General features: G+C 59.2%; 17 protein-coding genes. 8 read left to right on the forward strand and 9 right to left on the reverse strand.

All coding sequences use genetic code 11. From position 1 onward, the window contains the following. Positions 1-30 precede the first annotated feature (30 nt). From V6582_RS03355 to V6582_RS03370, 4 genes are all read right to left on the reverse strand, one after another. Positions 31-564, reverse strand: a complete 534-nt coding sequence (locus V6582_RS03355) for a GNAT family N-acetyltransferase (RefSeq protein ID WP_156633436.1) — start codon at positions 562-564, stop codon at positions 31-33. Then, the gene (gene gatA / locus V6582_RS03360; protein ID WP_156633435.1) at positions 515-1,996 is read right to left on the reverse strand and encodes an Asp-tRNA(Asn)/Glu-tRNA(Gln) amidotransferase subunit GatA; all 1,482 of its coding nucleotides are present in this window, start codon (positions 1,994-1,996) and stop codon (positions 515-517) included. The genes V6582_RS03355 and gatA overlap by 50 nt, the downstream gene beginning before the upstream one ends. 71 nt (positions 1,997-2,067) lie before the next feature. Further along, positions 2,068-2,355, reverse strand: coding sequence for an Asp-tRNA(Asn)/Glu-tRNA(Gln) amidotransferase subunit GatC (gatC, locus tag V6582_RS03365; protein ID WP_060715734.1), 288 nt, complete (start codon positions 2,353-2,355; stop codon positions 2,068-2,070). A 161-nt stretch (positions 2,356-2,516) separates the two neighbouring features. Next, positions 2,517-3,221 (reverse strand): metal-dependent hydrolase, encoded by a 705-nt coding sequence (locus V6582_RS03370; RefSeq protein WP_156633434.1) that lies wholly within the window; start codon positions 3,219-3,221, stop codon positions 2,517-2,519. Positions 3,222-3,365: 144 nt separating this feature from the next. Between V6582_RS03370 and ruvX the strand changes: the two genes are divergently transcribed. Then, complete coding sequence (gene ruvX / locus V6582_RS03375) at positions 3,366-3,842, forward strand: Holliday junction resolvase RuvX (RefSeq protein WP_156633433.1); 477 nt, start codon at positions 3,366-3,368, stop codon at positions 3,840-3,842. Here ruvX and V6582_RS03380 read toward each other — a convergent pair. The 4 genes from V6582_RS03380 to V6582_RS03395 all read right to left on the reverse strand — a co-directional run bounded on the left by V6582_RS03380 (position 3,797) and on the right by V6582_RS03395 (position 6,582). Then, a complete protein-coding gene (locus tag V6582_RS03380; protein ID WP_060715737.1) occupies positions 3,797-4,117 on the reverse strand; it encodes a DUF6105 family protein in 321 nt (106 codons plus the stop codon). The two genes, ruvX and V6582_RS03380, sit on opposite strands and share 46 nt — an antisense overlap. Continuing rightward, the gene (locus V6582_RS03385; protein WP_156633432.1) at positions 4,114-4,329 is read right to left on the reverse strand and encodes a hypothetical protein; all 216 of its coding nucleotides are present in this window, start codon (positions 4,327-4,329) and stop codon (positions 4,114-4,116) included. The genes V6582_RS03380 and V6582_RS03385 overlap by 4 nt, the downstream gene beginning before the upstream one ends. Before the next feature lie 132 nt (positions 4,330-4,461). Then, positions 4,462-4,890, reverse strand: coding sequence for a GNAT family N-acetyltransferase (locus V6582_RS03390; RefSeq protein WP_156633431.1), 429 nt, complete (start codon positions 4,888-4,890; stop codon positions 4,462-4,464). 48 nt (positions 4,891-4,938) lie between these two features. After that, positions 4,939-6,582, reverse strand: a complete 1,644-nt coding sequence (locus V6582_RS03395) for an acyl-CoA dehydrogenase family protein (protein ID WP_015915688.1) — start codon at positions 6,580-6,582, stop codon at positions 4,939-4,941. Positions 6,583-6,888: 306 nt separating this feature from the next. Between V6582_RS03395 and V6582_RS03400 the strand changes: the two genes are divergently transcribed. Genes V6582_RS03400 through dprA form a run of 4 tightly spaced genes read left to right on the forward strand, consistent with a single transcriptional unit; the run spans position 6,889 to position 10,939 of the window. After that, entirely contained in the window at positions 6,889-7,845 is a 957-nt protein-coding gene (locus tag V6582_RS03400; RefSeq protein WP_156633430.1) for an aspartate carbamoyltransferase catalytic subunit, read from the forward strand. After that, positions 7,842-9,134, forward strand: a complete 1,293-nt coding sequence (locus V6582_RS03405; protein ID WP_156633429.1) for a dihydroorotase — start codon at positions 7,842-7,844, stop codon at positions 9,132-9,134. Before V6582_RS03400 ends, V6582_RS03405 begins: the two co-directional genes overlap by 4 nt. A 17-nt stretch (positions 9,135-9,151) precedes the next feature. Further along, positions 9,152-9,781 (forward strand): glycerol-3-phosphate 1-O-acyltransferase PlsY, encoded by a 630-nt coding sequence (gene plsY / locus V6582_RS03410; RefSeq protein WP_070150376.1) that lies wholly within the window; start codon positions 9,152-9,154, stop codon positions 9,779-9,781. 6 nt (positions 9,782-9,787) lie between these two features. Then, on the forward strand, positions 9,788-10,939 hold the full coding sequence (gene dprA, locus V6582_RS03415) for a DNA-processing protein DprA (RefSeq protein WP_156633428.1): 1,152 nt from the start codon (positions 9,788-9,790) through the stop codon (positions 10,937-10,939). 160 nt (positions 10,940-11,099) lie between these two features. Here the strand turns inward: dprA and V6582_RS03420 are convergent, their stop codons facing one another. Further along, positions 11,100-11,306, reverse strand: a complete 207-nt coding sequence (locus tag V6582_RS03420) for a hypothetical protein (RefSeq protein WP_087727785.1) — start codon at positions 11,304-11,306, stop codon at positions 11,100-11,102. Between the two features lie 250 nt (positions 11,307-11,556). Here V6582_RS03420 and topA point away from each other — a divergent pair, with 250 nt between their 5' ends. The 3 genes from topA (at position 11,557) to V6582_RS03435 (ending at position 17,354) form a co-directional block, all read left to right on the forward strand. After that, complete coding sequence (gene topA / locus V6582_RS03425; protein ID WP_156633427.1) at positions 11,557-14,271, forward strand: type I DNA topoisomerase; 2,715 nt, start codon at positions 11,557-11,559, stop codon at positions 14,269-14,271. A gap of 101 nt (positions 14,272-14,372) precedes the next feature. After that, positions 14,373-16,646 carry a ribonuclease R gene (rnr, locus tag V6582_RS03430; protein WP_337739345.1) on the forward strand — a complete coding sequence of 758 codons (2,274 nt, stop codon included), beginning with the start codon at positions 14,373-14,375 and terminating at the stop codon, positions 16,644-16,646. Between the two features lie 252 nt (positions 16,647-16,898). After that, positions 16,899-17,354, forward strand: coding sequence for a DUF983 domain-containing protein (locus tag V6582_RS03435; RefSeq protein WP_156633425.1), 456 nt, complete (start codon positions 16,899-16,901; stop codon positions 17,352-17,354). Positions 17,355-17,565 lie beyond the last annotated feature (211 nt).

Here is a 17,565-nt window from a genome sequence, read left to right on the forward strand (position 1 = left end):
GTTTTATGAACACTTTGCTGAGGACGCGGTTCAGTAAAGCCGCCGCCGCAGCCGGACCTTGGGAATTTCCAATTCCATGACCGCGTCGCGCTCCATGCCTTGCCAGACGGTCTCGAATCCGCAGCTTTTATAAAGGGCCTGGGCCGCAAAATTATTCTGATGGGTGGAAATTCGGGCCTGCTTCACGCCTTCGCGTCGCATCGTCTCGCAAAAATGCAGCACCAGCGACCGGCCAATGCCACGCCGCTGCCGGTCAGGCGAGATCCAGATATCGGAAATCACGTCCTGTTGCGCCTCACGCGCCCCCCAACCGGCAATCGCGCCTTCGATCTCGGCAACAATGACATCCAGTGCAGGCCCGAAGGGGAAGCGCAAAAACGCTTCCTTGACCTTTTGCGCAATAGCCGGATCGGTCATGGCGCGATCCAGCGGCCCGGTGGAGCGCCAGCTGTCCCAGCCGATGTGGCCGACCATCTGCCGGTCAGCCTCCTCCATCGGCCTCAGGATCAATGACTTACCACCATTGAGCGGGCGTGAACTTTCCGGCGGCCTGTTCGATGACATGAGCGGTCTTGAAAAGAGTTTCTTCCTCGAAGGGCTTGCCGATCAATTGCAGGCCGAGCGGCAGACCCTTGGCGTCGAGACCAGCGGGAACCGAAAGGCCCGGTAGACCCGCCATGTTCAGCGTCACCGAGAAGATATCGTTCAGATACATTTTCACCGGATCGGCGGCCAGATCCTTGTCGCCAATGGCAAAGGCCGAGGATGGGGTGATCGGCGTCAGGATCGCATCGACGCCAGCAGCAAACACCTGTTCGAAATCGCGCTTGATCAGCGTGCGGACCTTCTGGGCACGCAGGTAATAGGCATCGTAATAGCCAGCCGAAAGCACATAGGTGCCCATCAGGATACGGCGCTGCACTTCCTTGCCGAAGCCAGCCGCACGGCTCTTTTCATACATGTCGGCAATGTCCTTGCCGTCAACGCGCAAGCCGTAGCGCACGCCGTCATAGCGCGCCAGGTTGGAGGAGGCTTCGGCTGAGGCGACAATGTAATAGGCCGGCAATGCGTATTTGGTATGCGGCAGGGAAATGTCGACAATCTCGGCACCGGCCTCTTTCAACCAGGCCATGCCCTTCTGCCAGAGGGCCTCGATTTCCTCAGGCATGCCGTCGACGCGGTACTCCCGGGGAATGCCGATCTTCATGCCCTTGACGGACTGGCCGATGGCCGCCTCATAGTTGGGAGCGAGCAGATCGACCGAGGTCGTGTCCTTCTCGTCAATGCTGGCCATGGATTTGAGCAGGATCGCGGCATCGCGCACATCGCGGGCAATTGGCCCGGCCTGATCGAGCGACGAGGCATAGGCAACAATGCCCCAACGCGAGCAGCGGCCATAGGTGGGCTTGATGCCGACAGTGCCAGTGAAGGCAGCCGGCTGGCGGATGGAGCCGCCGGTATCGGAGGCAGTAGCACCCGCGCAGAGCCGTGCGGCGACAGCTGCCGCCGAGCCACCGGATGAGCCGCCCGGCACCAACTTTTCCTCAGATCCCGTGGCGCGCCATGGATTGACCACCGGGCCATAATGGGAATTTTCATTGGACGAGCCCATGGCGAATTCGTCCATGTTCAGCTTGCCCAACATCACAGCGCCCTCATTCCAGAGGTTCTGGGTAACGGTCGATTCGTATTTCGGCTTGAAGCCGTCGAGAATGTTCGAGCAGGCCTGGGTATGGACGTCGCGAGTGGCGAATAGGTCCTTGACGCCGAGCGGAATGCCTTCCAGCGCACCAGCCTTGCCGGTGGCCAGCCGCGCATCCGACGCCTTGGCCATGTCGCGGGCGATCTCGGGCGTCACCGTCACATAGGCATTGATGGCACCATTGGCAGCCTCGATGGCGCCCAGATAGGCATCGGTCAACTCGATGGCGGTGATATCCTTGGAAACCAGCTTTTCGCGGGCTTCGGCAATGGTGAGGCTGGTGAGTTCGCTCATGAATACGGTCACTTTATAGTTGGCGCGGCTGCGTCGAGGGCGTCGATGGCTCGGTGGAAAACCGGGCGGGCTTATTCGACAACCTTCGGCACCAGGAAGAAATGGCGGTCGGTTTCCGGCGCATTGGCAACGATGTCATCAGCCTTGCCGCCATCGGTAACGGCGTCCTTGCGCTTGCGCATCGCCATCGGCATGACAGAGGTCATCGGCTCGACGCCATCAACATTCACTTCCGACAATTGCTCAACAAAGCCCAGAATACCATTCAACTCCCCCATCACCCGTTCAGCCTCGTCTTCGGGCAGAGCAATACGGGCAAGCTTGGCGACACGCTTGACGGTGGTGAGATCAACGGACATCGGCATTCTCCAGATCGATTATCAGACCCGCTATAATCGCCGAACCGCGCCTGCGCAACGGGCAGGTTTTTACCACCCTCGAATTTTCGCCTCTGACCCGGATTTTCACCCCTGGAATACTGTTCCAGGGGCAAGACTGAAATTTTTAGCAGGGCATCATTTCAAAGCGACAGCGTTTCGCCCGGCCTGGGTGCCTTGACCTCGGTTTTCGAGCCTTCCATGCCGGCCACGAATTTCTCCGGGGTCTGGTCGATGATCGGGAAGGTGCCGTAATGGGCGGGGATAGCGGTCTTGAATTTGAAGAATCGCTGGCAGGCGAGTGCTGCAACGGCACCGCCCATGGTAAATCGGTCACCAATCGGTACGATGCCGATATCGGGCTGATGCAATTCGTTGATCAGCGCCATATCCGAGAAAATATCGGTATCGCCCATATGCAGCAGGGACGCTTCATCTTGGAAATGCAGCATCAACCCATTGGCATTGCCGAGCGCATGCGACACGCCATCCTCGGTGATCTGCGCGGAGGAATGTAGCGCATTGGTGAAGGTCGCGGTAAAGCCGCCGAGATCGATCGTGCCGCCCGTATTGCCCATTTCGATTTTGGACACACCCTTGGCGCCAAGCCAGGCAGCCAGATCGGCATTGGCCAGCACGGTTGCGCCGGTATCCTTGGCAATTGCCACCGTATCGCCGACATGGTCGCCATGACCGTGGGTCAGAAGAATATGAGTGACGCCCTTGGTCATATCCTTCATATCCAACCCGGAAAAGCTGGCATTGTGGGTGAGGAAAGGGTCGATCAGAATGGTGGCCTTGGCGGTTTCTAGACGAAAAGCCGAATGGCCGAGCCAGGTGAGTTTCATGGAATATCCTCTATGGATGAATGAAAATGGTTTGCCCGCCAAGACATATGGCATAAGCAGCGCAAGAAAAGACCAAATGGTGCGGATGCGTCCGCATCGGCATCATTTGGCATGAACACACTATTCACAGTTTGAGAAACAGTTATGGCGACCCTGGACATCGAAGAACTGGCGCAAAGCCTGCAACCAGGTCAAGCCGTGGCGGGGCTTGATCTCGGCACCAAGACCATCGGCCTTGCCATGTCGGATCTCGGGCGACGCTTCGCCTCACCGCGCACGGTGATCAAGCGGACGAAATTTACCAAAGATGCCGAGGTTCTGCTGGCTTTTGCCGCGAAGGAAAAAGTCGCCGCCTTCGTCATCGGCCTGCCAATCAACATGGATGGCTCTTCCGGGCCGCGTGTTCAGGCCACCCGCGCCTTTGTGCGCGCCATGGCCGAGAAAACCGACATTCCCTTCGTATACTGGGATGAGCGGCTATCGACGGTTGCGGCAACGCGGGCGCTGCTGGAAATGGACGTGTCGCGAGCCAAGCGTGCCGAACGGATTGATTCGGCCGCCGCCAGCTTCATTCTTCAAGGGGCGCTGGACAGGCTGTCCGGCCTTGCATCTCCGCTCTGAAGCTGGCGCGCTTTCCACCAGGCGGCAATCTGCTTGCGGCGGCGAAAAGCCACCAGGCTGAACAGGACAGTGCTATCGACGACGATGGCACGCATGACCAGCGGCGGAATGCTTTCCGGCGCGATGCCCAGAACATTGCCATAGATGGTAAAGACCAGATCATGGGTCTGGCGGGTCAGCATGAAAAAGCCGAAGCTCATGTCGTTGAGCGACAGATAATACCAGCTTCCCAAAAGCAGGATTGGCCCGGCCCAGAAAATCAGCAGGTATTTCATGCCAGCCTCCCCTTGACCGAGAGGGAGTGGGCCGAGACGGATTGACGCGACAGGAGATGGACGAAAAGATCATCCGGCGCCTTCAGCACCAGCCAATTGATCGCCGCCATGACAGACAGCACCAATGCCGGCACCGCAATATTCAATGCCAAAACGGCAAAAAACGCCATCATGACGCCCAGTGCCACATATTTCCGAAGGCCAGTCATCATTACCCGCCCCTATTGGTTGCATTCACCAGCAGAGTTAACGGTTAATGAATGCCGCACAACGTAAACCTTTTATTAAGGTTAATTTTTGGAGGTGGGGCTGTGGATAGATTTCTTGCGGACGAAAATCCAATCTCAAAAGCGCTTTTTCAGAAAATATTGCCCATGGGCTTTTTCGCCTGCCTCAAGCTCGCCGAACAACTTAAATCCAAGTTTTTCATAGAACGGACGGGCCTGAAAATCGAAAGTCTCCAGCCAGAGTCCTTCGCTTTCGTGGCGGCGGGCAATCAATTCGGCCTCTTCCATTAATCGGCGGCCCAAACCCTTTCCGCGGCAGACCTCGGGAACGATGAGAAGTTCCACAAAGGTCCATCCGTGATCCGTACGGCCATATAGGCCGCCGATGATTTCATCGCTTTCCGCGCTACGCAGAAGAATGGCGAATTCGATATAGACGACATGCCGGGCAGCAGCATTGTTATAAACCAGCAGTTTATCGAGAATCGATGCCTTTTGTTGCGAGGTTACGCCCTCTTCTACAATCTCAATGCGGGGCATCGACATCAGCGGCCTCTTTCAGAGTGGCACGGTAGAGGGTTTCTGTATTTTCCCTCAATCCACCGCCGGATACAGCAAATCGATCAGATACCGGCTGTCGAATCGGGCATCCAGCACGCCGTAGGTATTACGCCAGCCGCCTGTCAGGCGCGTCTCAAGAAAGGCGTCAGCAATCTTGCCTGCACCCATGCGGTAAAGCTCGGCGGCGGCGGCGGCGAGCGCCATTTGCTCGACCAGCAGGCGGGCAGCACCTTCGTCGCGTTCGCAGAGCGCCATGGCGGCGCGCAGCACTTCGACGGTCTTGCGGCCTGATGGGCCGAGGTCGCGTTCCAGCTCGGCAAACACCATTTCGAACAGGTCTTTGCCACGGGCCAGCACGCGCAACACGTCCAGCGCCATGACATTGCCGGAGCCTTCCCAGATGGCGTTAACAGGGGCCTCGCGGTAATGGCGGGCAATGGCGCGTTCTTCCACATAGCCACTGCCGCCGATGCATTCCATCGCTTCATAGATCAGCGGCGGTGCCATCTTGCAGACCCAGTATTTCACCACCGGCGTCATTACTCGTGCGTAAGCCGCATCGGCGGGATTGTCACGGGCACGGTCGAAGGCCTCGGCCAGCCGGAACGACAGCGCCGTAGCCGCCGCCACATCCAGTGCCATATCGGCCAGAACGCGGGTCATGATCGGCTGGTCCACCAGCTTCTTGCCGAATACGGAGCGGCCCCGCACATGGTGGACAGCCTCTGCCATCGAAGCGCGCATGATACCCGCAGAGGCCAGCGCGCAATCGAGCCGGGTCAGCGTTACCATTTCCAGGATGGTACGAATGCCGCCGCCCTGCTCGCCCAGCAGGAAGCCGAAAGCATCGGTAAATTCGACCTCCGACGAGGCATTGGACCGATTGCCGATCTTGTCCTTCAGCCGCTGGAACTGCAAGCCGTTGGCCGAACCGTCTTCCAATAGACGTGGCACCAGGAAACAGCCGACGCCCTCAGGCATCTGCGCCAGCATGACGAAACCATCGCTCATCGGCGCAGACATGAACCATTTGTGGCCAGACAGTCGGTAGATCCCCTCACCCACCCGTGTGGCGGTGGAGATATTGGCGCGCACATCGGTGCCGCCCTGCTTTTCCGTCATGCCCATGCCAATGGTAATGGCGGATTTCTGCATGGCGGGGCGGTTTGAACTGTCATATTTACGCGAAAGAATCTTCGGCGCCCATTCTTTCTGCACCCGGGGCGACCCCATCAGGGCGGCAACCGAGGCACTCGTCATGGTCAGCGGGCAGAGATGGCCGCATTCCAGCTGGGCGGTGAGGTAGAATCGCACGGCGCGGGCCTTGTGATCCTGGCCGCGTGCATCCGCTAAATTTTCCCAGACGGAGGAATGCAGGCCGGTCGCCATGGAGCGGCGCATCAGCGCATGCCAGGCCGGATGAAACTCCACCACATCAAGCCGCTCGCCGCGTGGCCCGTGGGTGCGCAGTTCCGGCGGATTGTGGTTGGCCATGCGGGCCAGTTCCTGCGCCTCATGCGAGGTCACATAGCGGCCAAGCGTATCATATTCATCGCGCAGGTTACGGCTGAGGCCATTGGTAATATCGACCACCAGCGGATCGGTGCGAAAGGCGTTCACGCCGGACCAGGGCCTTGGCTGATTGAGTTCCAGCAATTTGTCTTCCGTACGGCTCATCCGCGTTCCAATTTTTATCTTTAGTCTTACAGCAATGCCGCAAATCGATCTTTGTCGATGGTCTTTAACACGTTTGCGCGGATTTGCGACAGCATGGGTCCGGCCAACCGACCAAAACGGGGGACAAAGGCTTGCACGTCTCAAGCAGGCTTGCTCCTGATCATCGCAGTCTTTATAGACCGCGCGATCCCTTCGGAGTCCCTGGTTTCATCGTGAAACCGAAAAATTCTGAAGTCTTTTATTGTCGTTTGTCTTTCGGAAAACCGGTTGCCACTTTTCCCTGACAAACTCTAGGAGAACATGCGCATGGTCTTCTTTCCCCATCGCCATCTGATTGGCATCAAGGGCCTTACCGAATCCGATATTACCTATTTGCTCGATAAAGCTGACGAAGCGGTAAAAATCAGCCGCCAGCGCGAGAAAAAGACCTCGACCCTCCGCGGTCTGACCCAGATCAATCTGTTTTTCGAGGCCTCCACCCGCACCCAGTCATCCTTTGAGCTGGCGGGCAAGCGGCTGGGCGCCGATGTGATGAATATGTCGGTCGGCAACTCGTCGGTCAAGAAAGGCGAAACGCTGATCGATACGGCGATGACGCTGAATGCCATGCATCCGGACGTGCTGGTGGTGCGCCATGCCTCGGCCGGTGCCGCAGCCCTTCTGTCACAAAAGGTCGCCTGCGCGGTGATCAATGCCGGCGACGGCCAGCATGAGCATCCAACCCAGGCGCTGCTCGACGCGCTGACCATCCGGCGCGCCAAGGGCAAGCTGTCGCGGATCCTCGTCGCAATCTGCGGCGACGTCCTGCATTCGCGCGTGGCACGCTCCAATATTCTCCTGCTCAATGCCATGGGCGCGCGGGTCAGGGTCGTGGCGCCCGCCACGCTGCTGCCGTCGGGCATTGCCGATATGAGCGTCGAAGTCTTCCACGATATGAAGGAAGGCCTGAAGGATGCCGATGTCGTGATGATGCTGCGCTTGCAGCGGGAGCGCATGGCAGGGTCGTTTGTCCCCTCAATCCGCGAATATTTCCACTTCTACGGGCTTGATGCCGAAAAGCTGAAAGCCGCCAAGGAAGACGCCCTGGTCATGCATCCCGGCCCGATGAACCGGGGGGTGGAAATCGCCTCCGATGTGGCCGATGGGCCGCAAAGCGTGATCGAAAGCCAGGTCGAGATGGGTGTCGCCGTGCGCATGGCCGTGATGGAATCGCTGCTGATCTCTGACAATAACGGCCCGCGTAGCGAAGGAGTTGGCGCATGAACAAGCCGCTTGTCTTCAACAATGCCCGCATTCTAGACCCGTCGCGTTCGCTGGATGAGGTTGGCAGCATTATTGTCGGTGCCGATGGCCGCATTCTGGCTGCCGGTGCCGATGCCCGCAATCAGGGCGCACCTGAGGGTGCCGAGGTCAGGGACTGCAAAGGACTGGTCGCGGCACCGGGTCTGGTGGATGCGCAGGTGTTTGTCGGCGAACCCGGCGGTGAACACCGCGAAACACTGGCCTCCGCTGGCAAGGCCGCAGCGGCTGGCGGCGTGACCTCCTTCGTGATGATGCCGGATACCGATCCTGTCATCGATGACATTGCCCTGGTGGAATTCATCAAGAACGCGGCGCGGGAAAAATCGCCGGTCAATATCTATCCGGCAGCGGCCCTGACCCGTCGGTTGCGCGGCGAGGAAATGACTGAATTCGGCCTGTTGCAACAGGCAGGCGCCGTCTGCTTCACCAATGGCCGCCATGGGCTGGACGATACGCTGGTGCTGCGCCGGGCGATGACCTATGCGCGGGAATTCGGCGCGGTTATTTCGCTGGAACTGCACGAAAAATACCTCGGCAATGGCGTGATGAACGAGGGCCTGTTCGCCAGTTGGCTGGGCTTGTCCGGCGTGCCGAAGGAAGCCGAAATCATTCCGCTGGAACGCGATCTGCGCATCGCCGGGCTGACGCGGGCAAAATATCATGCCGCCAAGATTTCGGTGCCGGGCTCGGTGGAGGCCATCAAGCTTGCCCGCTCACGCGGCGCGAACGTCACCTGCGGCATTTCCATCAACAATCTGTCGCTGAACGAAAACGATATCGGCGAATACCGGACTTTCTTCAAGCTGGCGCCGCCGCTGCGGGCCGAGGATGATCGGGTGGCGATGGTCGAGGCCTTGGCAAGCGGCGATATCGACATCATCGTTTCAGCCCATGATCCGCAGGATGTCGATACCAAGCGCCTGCCATTTGCCGATGCCGCCGATGGCGCGGTCGGCCTGGAAACCTTGCTGGCAGCGGCTCTCAGGCTGCATCATGCCGGTCAGGTGCCGCTGATGCGGCTGATCGATGCGATGTCCACCCGGCCTGCCGAAATTTTCGGGCTGGATGCTGGCACATTGAAGCCCGGCGCAAAGGCCGATATCGTGCTCATCGATCTGGACGAGCCATGGTTGGTTGCCAAGGAGACGCTGTTATCGCGCTCCAAGAATACACCTTTTGAAGACGCCCGCTTCTCCGGCCGCGCTGTCGCCACCTATGTGGCAGGCCGTCCGGTGTTTTCTCTGTCTTGAACATATAGGAGCCGGCCATGCCCAGCCTCGATTACAGCCAGGTGACGATCACCGCCCTTATCGCCTCGCTGGCGATCGGCTATCTGCTCGGCTCCATCCCTTTCGGACTGATCCTGACCCGGATGGCGGGCCTGGGTGACGTGCGCAATATCGGTTCCGGCAATATCGGCGCCACCAATGTTCTGCGCACCGGCAATAAAAAGCTGGCAGCGGCCACCCTGCTGCTCGACGCGCTGAAGGCAACGGCTGCGGCGCTGATCGCCCAGAAACTGTTCGGCTCTGATACGGTGCATTTGCCGGGCCTGCTTGGTGGCTTTGCCGCCTTTATCGGCCATCTGTTCCCGGTTTGGCTGGGCTTCAAGGGCGGCAAGGGCGTGGCGACCTATATCGGCACGTTGCTCGGCATTTTCCCGTTGATGGTGCTGGTCTTTGCCATCGTCTGGCTATCGATTGCTTTCCTCAGCCGCTATTCCTCGCTATCAGCACTGGTTGCAACTCTTGTTATTCCGGTTGCATTGTGGATACTCGGTCAGCCGGAAGCTGCCATGATCACCTCTGCAATGACTGTGATCACCTGGGGCAAGCACAAGGCGAATATTGAAAGACTTATTTCAGGCACCGAGAGCAAGATCGGTAAAAAAGGATAGTACACCATGTCGGCAGGCGGTTCTGGACGCTCGGGGATCGCCCTGACGGAAAAACAAAGAACCGCCTGGCTGAGGTTAATCCGCTCCGACAATGTCGGCCCGGCCACCTTTCGCGATCTGATCAACAATTTCGGCACCGCCGAACGCGCCCTGGACATGCTGCCGGAATTGTCGCAGCGCGGCGGCGCCACTCGCTCCATCCGCATCGCCACGATTGCCGAGGCCGAACGCGAGCTGGAATTTGCCCGCAAATTCGGCGCGCGATTCGTCGGGATCGGCGAGCCGGACTATCCCCCTGCGCTGCGCCAGATCGACGCGGCACCGCCGCTTCTGGCCATGAAAGGCCAGGGCAGCACCGCCATCCGCCCCTCGATCGGCATCGTCGGCTCACGTAATGCTTCGATCAGTGGCGTGAAAATGGCAGCACTGCTGGCGCGCGACTGCGGCACAACCGGCTACACCATCACATCAGGCCTGGCGCGCGGCATCGATGCGGGCGCGCATCGGGCCAGCCTCGACACCGGCACGATGGCAGCTCTGGCCGGTGGGCTCGACCGACCCTATCCGCCTGAGAATGTCGATCTGCTGAAAGACATCTGGGATGGCAAGGGTGTGGCGATCAGCGAAATGCCGTTTGGATGGGAGCCCCGCGCCCGTGACTTCCCAAGACGCAACCGGCTGATTGCCGGCACGTCACTTGGGGTTGTGGTCATCGAAGCCGCCAGCCGCTCCGGCTCACTGATTACCGCGCGGCTGGCCGCCGATTTCGGACGGCTGGTGTTTGCCGTGCCGGGCTCTCCGCTCGATCCGCGCTGTCATGGTACCAATGGACTGTTGAAAAACGGTGCGACGATCACCACCGAGGCCCGGGATATTCTCGAGGCTCTATCCCCACTCAGCAGTATTGACTTGTTTTCCCAGCCGCAGGTGGAAGAGCCGGTCTATGAAGAAAGCGAGACCTTCAACCAGCCGCCGGGCGAACAGGATCGCAGCCGGATCATCGATGCGCTGGGCATAACGCCGGTCGAGGTCGATGATATCATTCGCCACACGCAATTGCCGCCATCGGCCGTCTATCTGGTGATGCTGGAACTGGATATCGCCGGTCGCCTGCACCGTCATCCCGGGGGGCTGGTTTCGATTGCGCCGCTGGATTAAAGTTGGTCTGCGCGCATTTTCGGCAAAAGCGTCTAGCGATCTTGCGTCTGGAAATGCGTGAAAACGAAAGAAGCGATGGCCTGTCTGATTCAATCTAAACCGGACAGACTGTCAATCTGAAGACTCGACGAGGCTCACACATCCGTGCCTTGAACGATTTTCAAAGCGATCTTTTGGCGTTTGAGATCATTCTTGGCGCTTTATGGCGGCGTTGAAGGTCGCCGGCCTCTTCAAAGGCCATCTCGATCAGGTAGCACAGCATCTGTGCCCCCTCCTTTTCGGCAACCAGCCGCAATTCGCCCAGCATCTGGCGCACATAGGCTATGCTTTCCCGGCTATGAAGTTCCGCTGCGCCACTGCCCGTCATTACGTGTTCCCGTCGTGGAAATACAACCTGAATATGTATAATTACTACCTATGCAACACAGGATACAGAAATGATTTATGATTGCAATACCATTTTCATAAACTTTTGGTTGTGTAAACGTGTAATGGATAAAATGCATGAGGGGACTTGACCCCGGCGCAATCCCTGTCCATGTCGAACCATCGATGCTTGAACCCTCGCCAGAATCGACGCCATATGCAACAAACGGGGCCATGTTCAGAGAAACAGAATGAATGTAGTCGTTGTCGAATCCCCTGCCAAAGCCAAGACGATCAACAAGTATCTCGGACCGGGATATAAGGTGCTCGCCTCCTTCGGCCATGTCCGCGACCTGCCTGCCAAGGACGGCTCGGTCCTGCCGGATCAGGATTTCGAAATGCTATGGGAAGTGGACACCGCCTCTGCCAAACGCATGAAGGACATTGCCGATGCGATGAAGGGGGCCGACGCCCTGTTTCTCGCAACCGACCCGGATCGTGAGGGTGAAGCGATTTCCTGGCATGTGCTGGATCTCCTGAAAAAGAAGAAGGTGATCGGCGACAAGCCGGTGAAGCGCGTGGTTTTCAACGCCATCACCAAGAAGGCCGTGCTCGACGCCATGGCCGCCCCGCGCGATATCGATGGCGATCTGGTCGATGCCTATCTGGCGCGCCGTGCCATGGACTATCTGGTTGGCTTCAACCTGTCGCCCGTCCTGTGGCGCAAGCTGCCCGGTGCCCGTTCGGCAGGCCGGGTGCAATCGGTTGCGCTGCGGCTGGTTTGCGACCGGGAAAACGAGATCGAACGCTTCGTCTCGGAAGAATACTGGAACCTGTCGGCGCTTCTGAAAACCCCACGCGGCGATGAATTCCTGGCCCGTCTGGTGTCTGCCGATGGCAAGCGCCTGCAAGCACGCAGCGTCGGCAATGGCGAAATGGCCAACCGGCTGAAAGACCTGCTCGACGGCGCAAACTATGTGGTGGAATCGATTGAGGCAAAGCCCGTCAAGCGCAACCCCTCACCACCCTTTACAACCTCTACGCTGCAACAGGCCGCCTCCTCCAAGCTCGGTTTTTCCGCATCGCGCACCATGCAGGTGGCCCAGAAGCTTTATGAAGGTGTTGATATTGGCGGCGAGACCGTCGGTCTGATCACCTATATGCGTACCGATGGCGTGCAGATGGCCCCGGAAGCCATTGAGGCCGCCCGCGCCGCGATTACCGAGCAATTCGGCCCGCGCTACATGCCGGAAAAGCCGCGCTTCTACTCCACCAAGGCGAAAAACGCCCAGGAAGCGCATGAAGCCATCCGTCCGACCGATTTCAACCGGACACCGGATCAGGTCCGCCGTTATCTCGACGCCGACCAGTTGCGCCTTTACGATCTGGTCTGGAAGCGCGGCATTGCCAGCCAGATGGCGTCTGCCGAAATCGAGCGGACCACCGCTGAAATCCTCGCCGACAAGGCCGGTGAAAAGGCCGGCCTGCGCGCCGTTGGCTCGGTCATCCGCTTCGACGGCTTTATCGCCGCCTATACTGATCACCGCGAAGAAGGTGAAAAGAGCGAGGACGACGATGAAGATGGCCGCCTGCCGGAGATCAACGCCCGTGAGGCGCTGGCCAAGCAAAAGGTCAATGCCACCCAGCATTTCACCGAGCCGCCACCGCGTTATTCAGAAGCGACCCTGATCAAGAAGATGGAAGAGCTTGGTATTGGCCGGCCTTCCACCTATGCCGCAACGCTGAAGACGCTCAGCGACCGCGAATATGTGACCATCGACAAGCGCAAGCTGATCCCCGAAGCCAAGGGCCGATTGGTGACGGCATTCCTGGAAAGCTTCTTCACCCGCTATGTCGAATATGATTTCACCGCCGATCTTGAAGAAAAGCTCGACAAGATTTCTGCCGGTGAACTGAACTGGAAAGACGTGCTGCGCGAGTTCTGGCAGAATTTCTTTGCCCAGATCGAAGGCACCAAGGAATTGCGCGTCACCAACGTGCTCGATGCCCTGAACGAGGCCTTGGCACCGCTGGTGTTCCCGAAGCGCGAAGATGGCTCGGACCCGCGCATCTGCCAGGTCTGCGGCACCGGCAATCTATCGCTGAAGCTCGGTAAATACGGTGCCTTCGTCGGCTGCTCCAATTATCCGGAATGCAATTTCACCCGCCAATTGTCAGCCGATGGTGGCACGGAAGCGGAAGCCGTCGGCAATGAGCCGAAAGCGCTGGGTGAAGATCCGACAACCGGTGAACAAATCACGCTGCGTTCGGGCCGTTTCGGCCCTTACGTCCAGCGCGGCGATGGCAAGGAAGCCAAGCGCTCGTCCCTGCCCAAGGGCTGGTCGCCGACCGACGTGGATTTCGATAAGGCACTGTCACTGCTGTCACTGCCGCGTGAAGTCGGTCTTCACCCGGAAACCGGCAAGATGATCACGGCAGGGCTTGGCCGATACGGACCTTTCGTGCTGCATGATGGCACCTATGCCAATCTCGACGGTATCGAGGACGTGCTGACCATCGGCCTCAACCGTGCCGTCACCGTTCTGGCTGAAAAGCAGGCCAACCCCGGTGGCCGTGGCCGCGCAGCACCTGCCGCCCTGAAAGAGATCGGCGATCATCCCGATGGCGGCGCAATCACCGTACGCGATGGCCGCTATGGTCCCTACGTGAATTGGGGTAAGATCAACGCGACCATTCCCAAAGGCATGGACCCGCAGGCCGTAACCATGGAAGAGGCGATTGCCCTGATCGTCGAGCGCGCCGCCAAGGAAGGCAGCGGCAAGACCAAGGCGAAACCTGCCGCGAAATCCGCGAGCGCAAAGAAGGCGCCTGCAAAAAAACCGGCTGCGAAAGCTGCCAAGGCCGATGCGGATGACGCAGCCGACGCCAAACCAAAGAAAGCAGCTGCCAAGCCGAAGGCGACGAAGCCCAAGGCAAAGCCCGCCACAAAAACAGAGAAAGCCTGACCTTGAGCAAATCCCCGCGACCCGACACCCGCAGCCTCACCAACAGAACGCGGAAAGCGGAGCTTGCGGCGCAAAAGGCAGCGGATAAGAACGAAACTGTCATCATTCACGGGGCGGTACCGCCCCGCGAAATCCTGATGCAGTTCATCACCGATAATCCCGACCGGGCCTCCAAGCGTGAAATTGCCAAGGCTTTCGGCCTGAAAGGCGAGGCCCGTGTCGAGCTGAAGGAAGCCTTGCGGGCGCTGGAAGAAGACGGACTGGTCAACAAGACCCGCAAGTCGCTGAGCCGCCCCGGTGCGCTGCCGCCCGTGACCCTTCTCGACATCACCACCCGCGACAAGGACGGCGACCTGATCGGGCGCCCCGCCGAATGGCCGGATGAACTGGGCGCCGCGCCTGCGGTCTCCATTCGTCAATCCAGCGCGGACCGTGCCAAGGGCAAGACGCCCGTCGGCGGGCTTGGCGACCGGGTTTTGGCGAAGATTTTCCCATCCAAGGACCGCGCCGGTCCGGCCTATACTGCCCGGATCATCAAGGTGATCGACAAGCGGCGTGGCGCGCTTTTGGGCGTTTACCGCGAAATGGCCGGAGATGGCGGCGGCAGGCTGATGCCGATTGAGCGGCGCGGCGAGGAAATGGTCATCGAAGCGTCAGATGTTGGTGATGCCCGTGACGGCGATCTGGTCGAGGTCGAAGTCGGGCGGCTCTCCAGCCGTCTGGGTCTTGCCCGCGCCAAGGTGCTGTCGGTGATCGGCTCGGTGGCCTCGGAAAAAGCGATCTCGATGATCGCCATCTACGCCCATGGCATTCCGCATATCTTCCCGCAATCGGTGCTGGACGAGGCCGATGCCGCCAAACCGGCCAGCATGGCGCATCGGGAGGATTGGCGCAGCTTGCCGCTGGTCACCATCGACCCGCATGACGCCAAGGACCATGACGACGCAGTCCACGCCGAACCGGACCCCTCGCCCGACAATCCGGGCGGCGTGATCGTCACCGTGGCGATTGCCGATGTGTCCTATTATATCCGCAGTAAGTCGGCGCTGGACCGTGAGGCGCTAAAGCGCGGCAATTCGGTCTATTTCCCCGACCGGGTCGTGCCGATGCTGCCAGAGCGGATTTCCAACGATCTCTGCTCGCTGCGCGAGGGTGTTGACCGGCCAGCACTGGCCGTGCGCATGGTCTTTTCCCATGAAGGTCGCAAGGCGGGCCATACCTTTCATCGCATCATGATGAAGAGCGCCGCCAAATTGTCCTACCAGCAGGCGCAGGCCGCCATTGACGGCAACCCGGACGACAAGGCCGGACCATTGCTGGAGCCGATCCTGAAGCCACTCTGGGCCGCCTATGCGATCCTGAAGCGTGGCCGCGACCGCCGTCAGCCGCTGGAACTGGACATGCCGGAGCGCAAAATCATCCTCAAAGCCGATGGCACGGTGGATCGGGTCTTCGTGCCCGAACGGCTGGACGCCCATAAGCTGATCGAGGAAATGATGATCCAGGCCAATGTGGCCGCCGCCGAGACGCTGGAAAAGAAAAAACAGCCGCTGGTCTACCGCATCCACGACACCCCGACATTGGCCAAGCAGGAAGTGCTGCGCGAGTTCCTGGCCACTATCGGCTTTTCGCTGGCCAAGGGCGGCAATCTGCGCTCCAATTCGTTCAATGGCATCCTCGCCAAGGCGCAGGACACGCCGCACCAGACCATCGTCAATGAAATGGTGCTGCGTTCGCAGAGCCAGGCGGTCTATAGCCCCGAGAATATCGGCCATTTCGGCTTGAACCTGCTGAAATACGCGCATTTCACCTCCCCCATCCGCCGCTACGCCGACCTGATCGTGCATCGGGCGCTGGTCGGCACGCTGGGGCTTGGCGAAGGCGGCATTACAACCGATGAAGAAGCGGCGCTGGCTGATGTCGCCGCCGAAATCTCCACCTTCGAGCGCCGCGCCATGGCGGCCGAGCGCGACACGATCAACCGGCTGATCGCTCACCATCTGGCAACACGGATCGGCGACGAATTCGACGGGCAGGTTTCCGGCGTCACCAAATCCGGCCTGTTTATCTCACTGCCGCAATATGGCGCCGATGGCTTCATTCCGGTCTCAACGCTTGGCCGCGACTATTTCATCTATGACGAGGCACATCAGGCACTGACCGGCGAAAAGACCGGGCTTGGCTATCAATTGGGCGACAGCGTCAGCGTCAAGCTGGTGGAAGCCGTACCGCTTGCCGGTGCCTTGCGGTTTGAGATTCTCAGCGAAGGCAAGAAAATGCCGACTGGCATCCGTTCCTTCCACAAGGCGACGCGGCGAGGACGACCCGGCCCCGGCAAGACACCGGGAACCAGGCCACCGCGCGGCAGGCGTTGAAACTGCGCGGCGCGTTCGTATATCTGGGCTTCGTATATGAAGCACACTGCATAATTCTTTAAACCGGAATCGGTTTGAAGAGAAAATTATGCAGCAAATATAAATCGCTACAGCGAACCTTTGGGCGCCATATATGGCGCACGGCGCTGTAGTCGAAGCACTTGTGCGCAAATGCCGCGATGAAATATCAACTTTCATGCCCCATCTTTGATCAAAGCCTATAGGATTTGATAGAAGTTCAGGAGGAACTGCATGTCTGTCAGCCAATCTCCCCCCGTGACCCGCTTCGGCGGCGGCAAGGATGCGGCTCGCCCGCTTGGACGCTCCATTCTGCGCGGCCTGATGTGTACCTGTCCGGCCTGCGGCTCCGGCCGCCTGTTCAAGGCCTTCCTGAAACCGGTTGATACCTGCGCGGCCTGCGGCGAGGATCTTTCCCACCAGAGAGCCGACGATCTGCCCCCCTATATCGTCATCATGATTGTCGGCCATGTGCTGCTGGGGGGCTATATGATGACCGATCTGGTCTTCGTGCTGTCGACCTGGGCGCATCTGGCAATCTGGACGCCGATTGCCGTCATCGTCTCCCTGCTGATCATCCAGCCCATCAAGGGCGGCGTGGTGGGGCTGCAATGGGCGCTGCGCATGCACGGCTTCGGGGAAGAACCAGAGGTGATTGAGGACTACGACGAGCGCTATCCGCCAAAGTGACGGTTTCAACGCGCCATGTCGGATAGAACAATCAAAGCAGACCAAGACAAATCTGGTCAGGCGACGTATTACAACAATCGAATAAGTAGTTTTTCTGCATGTTGGCTTAAACCGGTTTCGATTTTTGCCGTTATGGAGTAAAGCCCCGGAGGATCGCTGGCATATTATGAAATGTAATCGGCCTTTGTTGCCCTGGCATGACGCCTTGCGC

This window comes from Agrobacterium vitis, assembly GCF_037039395.1.
Lineage (GTDB): Bacteria > Pseudomonadota > Alphaproteobacteria > Rhizobiales > Rhizobiaceae > Allorhizobium > Allorhizobium vitis_E.